Raw genomic sequence first — 6,269 nt, forward strand, 5'->3', positions numbered from 1 at the left:
ACTGGCTCACTGGCTCACTGGCTCACTGGCTCACTGGCTCACTGGCTCACTGGCTGATGAAAATTACTTGATAACGGCGGCAAGGGGCATGCGCCAGCCGGTGCCAAAGGCGCGGTCTGTTACCTTGATGCCCGGGGCGGCCTGTCGGCGTTTGAATTCCGCAATGCGCAGCAAGTGGCGCACGCGCTCAATGGTGTCGCGCTCAAAGCCTGCCTGCACGATGTCCTCGGGGGACTGGCGTTGGACCACAAGGCGCTCAAGGATGGCATCCAGCACCTCGTAGGGCGGCAGGGAGTCCTCGTCCTTCTGGTCCGGGCGAAGCTCGGCGGACGGGGGCTTGGTGATGACGCTGTCCGGGATGATTTCGCGCCCCTGCGTCATGTTGAGCCAACGGCACACGGCAAAGACCAGCGTCTTGGGCACGTCGGAGATGACGGCGAGGCCGCCGGACATGTCGCCATAGATGGTGCAGTAGCCCACGGCCAGTTCGGACTTGTTGCCCGTGGTGAGCAGCAGCGACCGGAATTTGTTGGACATGGCCATGAGCAGGTTGCCACGGATGCGGGCCTGAATATTTTCCTCGGTGACGTCGCGCTCAAAGCCGTCAAAAGCGCCGGAAAGGGCGTCGTCAAAGCCCTGCATCAGCGGGGCGATGGGGATGGTGCGCGTGGCGATGCCGAGGTTCGTTGCCAAGGCTTCGGCGTCGGCAATGCTGCCGTCACTGGACCACGGCGAGGGCATCAGCACGCCCAGCACGTTTTCCGGGCCCATGGCTTCGGCGGCCACAGCGGCCACAAGGGACGAGTCGATGCCGCCGGACAGGCCAAGCAGCACGCGCGAGAAGCCGCACTTGCGCACGTAGTCCCGCACGCCAAGGACAAGGGCGCGCCATGCCTCGCTTTCGGGCGTGAAGTCGTCGTCCTCCATGCGTCCGGTACAGGCCTGCGTATCCACCATCAGGACGTCCTCGTCAAAGGCCTTGCCGCGCGCGAACAGGCGGCCGTCCGGGGCAAAGGCCATGCTGCGCCCGGCAAAGACGAGGTCGTCGTTGCCGCCCACCTGATTGGCGTAGACAAGGGGCACGCCGTAGCGCCTTGCCGTCCACGCCAGCATATCCTGCCGGATGCGCTGCTTGCCGATGACAAAGGGCGAGGCCGAAAGATTGACGATGAGGTCCACACCGCCCTCGGGCAGTGTGCTCAGGGGGTCACTGGAGTAGCGCGGCGTGTCCCAAAAGGTGGAGTCGTTCCAAACATCCTCGCAGATGGTGACGGCGATGCGGACGCCGTCCATGTGCAGGATGCCGGGGCCGTCTGCGGGCTCGAAATAGCGGTCTTCGTCAAAGACGTCGTAGGACGGGAGCAGGCTTTTGTGGAAAACGTCCGCAACTTTTCCGCCGGAAAGCAGGGCGGCGCTGTTGCGGTAGGGTTTTCCGGCTCCGGAGGTGTTTGGCGTGGCAATGCCCACCAAAACGGGGCAGGCATCGGCAAGGGTGGTGGCAAGGCGCGTGAGTGCCTCGTTGGCACGTTCGACAAAGCCACCTTGCAGGAGCAGGTCGCGCGGGGGGTAGCCCATGACGGACAGCTCCGGCGCGATGCACATCTGCGCGCCCTTGCTGGCGGCAGCGCGGACGGCGGTGGCGATTTTCTCGGTGTTCCCTTCCAGATCTCCAACGGTCAGGTTCAGCTGCAGCAGAGCGAATTTCATGCGTAGAAGGACGCACTCCTACCCGGCGGACGGGAAGGAGTGCGGTTTTGAAGAAGTTGCGTGGCTGGAAGAGTTATTCCGCGGCTCCCATATACTTGTCAATGAGGTCCTTGGCGCGCAGGGCAAGCTGCGAGACCTCTGGCTTGGAAATCTGGTCGTCCGCGCCTACGGAATCGCCCTTGTGGCGCAGGCGGTCCGTAATAAGGGAGGAGAAGAGCATGACGGGCAGGTCCTTGAGCACGGGGTGCTCCTTGACGTTCTTGGTCAGGCTCAGGCCGTCCATGCTGGGCATCTCGATGTCCGAGACCAGCACGTTGACGTAGTCCCAGATGGGCTTGTTGTTCTCAAGGGCGAGTTTGCTCAGCTCCTGCAGGCGGTCCCACGCTTCTTTGCCGTTGTGGGTAACCTCGACGGTGAAGCCGGCCTTTTGCAGCAGGTCCTTGAGCATCTCGCGGATGAGGGCGGAGTCGTCGGAGATAAGCGCCTTGAGGTTGTCGCCGCTTTCCCAGTGGATTGTTTCGTCAAGGCGCAGCCCGAGGGACGGGTTCAGTTCCGTGACGATTTTTTCAAGGTCGAGGATAAAGATGATGCGGTCATCCATCTTCACCACGCCGGTGATGGAGTCGTTGGACAGGTTGGAGACGTAGGTGTTCGGCGGCTCCACTTCCTCCCAGCTGATGCGGTGGATGCGGGTAACGCCGGAAACCATGAACGCCGTGGTGACCCTGTTGAACTCGGTCACGATAACCTTGGGCGGCTCGTTTTCCGTGCGCTCTTTGCCCAGCCACATGCTGAGGTCCACAAGTGGTGTGATGTGCGATCGCTGATTGAAAGCCCCGAGCACCGAGGGGTGCGTCACTTCCGGCATTTCCGTCACCTGCGGCATGCGGATGATTTCAAGGACCTTGGCGACGTTGACGCCGTAGTAGCCTTGATAGTGTTCGCCTTCCTCGGACGGCTCGTTAATGTAGAATTCAACGATTTCGAGCTCGTTGGTTCCCGATTCGAGCAGAATATTCGTATGGGACATAAGTGCTCCTTCGGTCCTCCTGTTGTGGATGAGCCGCTGGGTTTAGAAAGACTTCAGCTTGTCGACAATCTCACCAATTATTTTATCAGGCGTGGACGCCCCGGCTGTCAAGCCGATTCTGGAAATCCCCCGGTAGGCATCGGCGCTCAGCTCATCGGCGGTCTCCACATGGTCGCACTGGACGCCTTGGTCGCGCACCACCTGAACAAGGCGGCGCGTATTGCCGCTGTTGCGTCCGCCAGCAACAATCATGCGATCCACCTCGCGCGCAATGCGGATCGCTTTCTGCTGGCGGATGCGCGTGGCGTCGCAGATGGTCTCCAGCACAGGAATGGGCGCGGGAAGTGCGGTGGCAAGATATTCTTTGAGTTCTTCAAAGAGGTTACGGTCCTGCGTGGTTTGGGCGGCAAGAAAGTACTCGGTGCCGGGCTTGAGTGCGGCCTTGAGCTCCTCCAGCGTTTCAAAGACCACGGCGTCCGGCCCGGCGTAGGACAGCAGCCCCCGGACCTCCGGGTGGTCGGCTTCGCCGTACAAGAGCAGGGTGCGGCCGTTTTCCGTCTCGCGCGCGATGAGCAGCTGGGCTTTTTTGACCTTGGGGCAGGTGGCGTCGTGGATGTCCACGCCGCGCTTTTTCATGTCGTCCTCAAGCGCCTGCGGCACGCCGTGGGCGCGGATGACCACCACATCGCCGTCTTCGGCGTCCTTGGCGCATTCAATCACTTCCACACCGTGGGCGGCGTAGTGCTCCAGCACCTGCGGGTTGTGAATGATGGGGCCGAGGGTGCGGATGTGGCGGATGCCCTCGGCGGCTTTCACAACGGCGTTCAGCTTCTTGAGGGCAAGGCTGACGCCCATGCAGAAGCCCGCGGTATCGGCGAGTACGACTTCCATGCGCTATTCTCCTTGGCTTTCGGGGCGGGCGGCTGTGGCGCCGTCCTCGGCGTCGTTTGGCATATGCATGGCCAGAAATTCAACAACAATGTCGTCCAGCTCTTCCCACGACTGGCACCCCACCACGCGCGAGCGCAAAATGCGTGCGCCCGGCAGGTCGCGCACGTAGCGCGGCACAATGGTGCGCATCTTGACGAGGGCCTTGCGCTCCGGGAAGTACTCCCGCGCCAGCTGGGCATGGCGGCGAATCATGGCCGCGATGTCATCGCCCGTGGGCATGGGCGCGTCCTCGCCGCGCATCATGGCGGCAAAGCGGGTGAAGATGAATGGACTGTACAGCGCGCCGCGGGCAAACATCAGCCCGGCAACGCCCGTCTCGTCCAGACAGCGGACGGCGTCCTCGGCGGAGAACAGGTCGCCGCTGGCAATGACCGGAACGCTGACGGCCTGTTGCAGCTCGCGCAGGGCGTCCCAATGGGCGGTCCCGGAGTAGCCCTGCCGCGCGTAGCGGGGGTGCAGGGTCATCCACGATGCCCCGGCCTGCTCCATGCGCTTGCCGACCTCCAGATAGTTGTCCTCGCCAGCGGCCCAGCCGCGGCGGAACTTGACGCCGGTCTTGCCCGGGGCAAGGCGGCTCATGGTGGAGACAAGGGCTTCAAGGCGGTCCACGTCCTTATGCAGGGCCGCACCCGCGCCGGTTTTGTTGACCTTCTTCACCGGGCAGCCGGAGTTCAGGTCGAAATATTCAAAGCCTTGTTCCAAAAGCGGAACCATGGCCTTTTCAATGAATTCAGGTTCGTTGCCGAACAGCTGCACCACGAGGGGCTGGTCGTCCGGTGTGGTGTCCAGCAGGTTGCCCGTACCGGGGCCGCCATAGACAAGGCCTTTGGCGCTGACCATTTCCGTGCAGGCGATTTTGCAGCCATGCTCACGGCACAGCAGGCGAAAGGGCAGGTCGGAGTATCCGGCCAGCGGCGCGAGCCACGGCGTGTCCTTGGCGATGAGTGGATGTTTTTTCGTGTTCATACCGGTTGTTGGATGAAGGAATGAAAAGACCCGCCATGTGGCGGCGTCGCAACGTCAGCGGTGTACCATTGCCCCCGGGGGAACTCAAGGGATGGCGGGTACGCCGCGGCGGGAGGGAGAACAGCGGGGCCGGGACGGCGCACTAGACGCGAAGGCGCAGCCGCCGGCCGGGAGTGGCGTCCACAAACCGCGTGAGTGCGCCGCTGCGGCTGGCCTGCGGCAGGCTGGCCGGGGGCAGTACCGTCGGCGTCAGGCCCTGTGGGACAAGAGCCTTGGCGGCTTCGCCAAGCTCCGGCGCATCGGCGGGATGTTCCATAAGGACGCGGCAGGTGGCGTCCGGCGGCGAGGCAAACACACGCAGTTCGCACTGCCCGTGCTGCGGCAGGGAGAAGGAAAATACCGCTTCGCCGCCACGCGGGGTGTCCATGGCGCGGTCGTAGACGATTTCGCCGGACAGCGCGGCGGGGAGGAGCCACGGGCGGTAGTCCGCCTGCCACGGACCGTTGGCGCCAAGGGTGGCATTCAGCAGACGCAGGGCGCTTTGCACGGCGTCCCACAGCGGCGGTGCGTCGGGATGCTCGGCAAGGCGCTGCGTCCAGATTTTGGCGGTAACAGGAGCGGAAGCGGCCTGTGCGGCAAGGGCGGAGCGCAGGTCGTGAGTGTGCTGCTCAAAGGCGGCGCGTGCGGCCCAGAAGCCCTGCAGTGCTTGCCCCGCAGGGGTTTCAGAGGTGTCCGCCACGCCGATTTCCTGCAGGACGATTTCCGGTGTCAAACGCATGACCCGGAACAGCACGACCTGTCCGGGGCTGGGCGCGGGAGTGGACTCGATACGGGCCAGAAGCTCCAGCCCCTCAAAGTCCACACGCGCAAGCCCAGACGCCTCATACTCGATAAGGCGGCCACGCAGGTGTTCTCCGACGCGGTGGCGGCCCCGGAACAGGGCGGCCTTGTCGCCGTGCGAGCCGCCGCCAAAGCCGCGGGAGCCATATCCGGTAATGCGCATGGCGCGGGTCCTATTGTCCGGCCTGATCCAGAATCAGTTCCACTTCGTCCACGCTGAGTCCTGTGGACAGGGCGAGCGCCTGTGCGGACTTGCCCTTGCGGTGCCCGGAGAGGATGACCTCGCGCAGGAACTGCGGGGAACGGGAAACCTGTTCGGCCTGTTTCACGAGCTTTTGCAGCTCGTCGGAGCGTTTTTCCAGCAGGTCGTCCAGCTTGGACAGTTCGGCCTGCCGCTTTTCAAAGGAGGACACCAGCTCCTGCTCCAACTCGGCGTTGAAGTGGAGCTTTGCCAGCAGCGATTCCTGATTCTGTTGCAGGGAATTGAGCACGGATTCCGAGCGGCGCAGGCGCATGAAGAAGACGAGCAACAGCCCGAGGAGCACGATTTCGGAAAGGCTCAGAAAGAGCAGAAGGAGAAAAGAAGATGTCATTGTGCGGCCAGTCGTATGGGTTAAATGTCTGCATGGCGGGAGGGGAGGGGCGTGCGGGCGATGGGGCGCAGAAGATTGACGCCGCAGGAGCGCCCGGAATGCGCCGCCGGTGCCGCAACGCGCCTGCCATCATATGCCGGCGCGGTGTGCAGACGTCAGATTTTCATATTCACGATGTTTCC

At 63.3% G+C, this 6,269-nt stretch carries 6 protein-coding genes; all 6 read right to left on the bottom strand.

Translation table 11 applies throughout. The features are described from left to right. Positions 1-63: 63 nt before the first annotated feature. The 6 genes from ACY69P_RS13055 to ACY69P_RS13080 all read right to left on the bottom strand — a co-directional run bounded on the left by ACY69P_RS13055 (position 64) and on the right by ACY69P_RS13080 (position 6,087). A complete protein-coding gene (locus tag ACY69P_RS13055) occupies positions 64-1,707 on the bottom strand; it encodes an NAD+ synthase (protein ID WP_462327786.1) in 1,644 nt (547 codons plus the stop codon). Between the two features lie 73 nt (positions 1,708-1,780). Continuing rightward, positions 1,781-2,737: a chemotaxis protein gene (locus tag ACY69P_RS13060; protein ID WP_459899412.1), complete on the bottom strand. Its 957-nt coding sequence runs from the start codon at positions 2,735-2,737 to the stop codon at positions 1,781-1,783. A gap of 42 nt (positions 2,738-2,779) precedes the next feature. Next, entirely contained in the window at positions 2,780-3,628 is an 849-nt protein-coding gene (gene ispH / locus ACY69P_RS13065; RefSeq protein WP_462327787.1) for a 4-hydroxy-3-methylbut-2-enyl diphosphate reductase, read from the bottom strand. Between the two features lie 3 nt (positions 3,629-3,631). After that, positions 3,632-4,654 (bottom strand): tRNA dihydrouridine synthase, encoded by a 1,023-nt coding sequence (locus ACY69P_RS13070; protein ID WP_462327788.1) that lies wholly within the window; start codon positions 4,652-4,654, stop codon positions 3,632-3,634. Positions 4,655-4,796: 142 nt separating this feature from the next. Beyond that, positions 4,797-5,657, bottom strand: coding sequence for a hypothetical protein (locus ACY69P_RS13075; RefSeq protein WP_462327789.1), 861 nt, complete (start codon positions 5,655-5,657; stop codon positions 4,797-4,799). Positions 5,658-5,667: 10 nt separating this feature from the next. Continuing rightward, positions 5,668-6,087 carry a hypothetical protein gene (locus ACY69P_RS13080; RefSeq protein ID WP_462327790.1) on the bottom strand — a complete coding sequence of 140 codons (420 nt, stop codon included), beginning with the start codon at positions 6,085-6,087 and terminating at the stop codon, positions 5,668-5,670. Positions 6,088-6,269 lie beyond the last annotated feature (182 nt).

Source organism: Desulfobaculum sp., from assembly GCF_054921475.1.

What these genes read in the sequence shown, in the direction of transcription:
- ACY69P_RS13055 (WP_462327786.1), bottom strand. Translation starts at nt 1,707, where the DNA reads ATGAAATTCGCTCTGCTGCAGCTGAACCTGACCGTTGGAGATCTGGAA.
- ACY69P_RS13060 (WP_459899412.1), bottom strand. Translation starts at nt 2,737, where the DNA reads ATGTCCCATACGAATATTCTGCTCGAATCGGGAACCAACGAGCTCGAA.
- ispH (WP_462327787.1), bottom strand. Translation starts at nt 3,628, where the DNA reads ATGGAAGTCGTACTCGCCGATACCGCGGGCTTCTGCATGGGCGTCAGC.
- ACY69P_RS13070 (WP_462327788.1), bottom strand. Translation starts at nt 4,654, where the DNA reads ATGAACACGAAAAAACATCCACTCATCGCCAAGGACACGCCGTGGCTC.
- ACY69P_RS13075 (WP_462327789.1), bottom strand. Translation starts at nt 5,657, where the DNA reads ATGCGCATTACCGGATATGGCTCCCGCGGCTTTGGCGGCGGCTCGCAC.
- ACY69P_RS13080 (WP_462327790.1), bottom strand. Translation starts at nt 6,087, where the DNA reads ATGACATCTTCTTTTCTCCTTCTGCTCTTTCTGAGCCTTTCCGAAATC.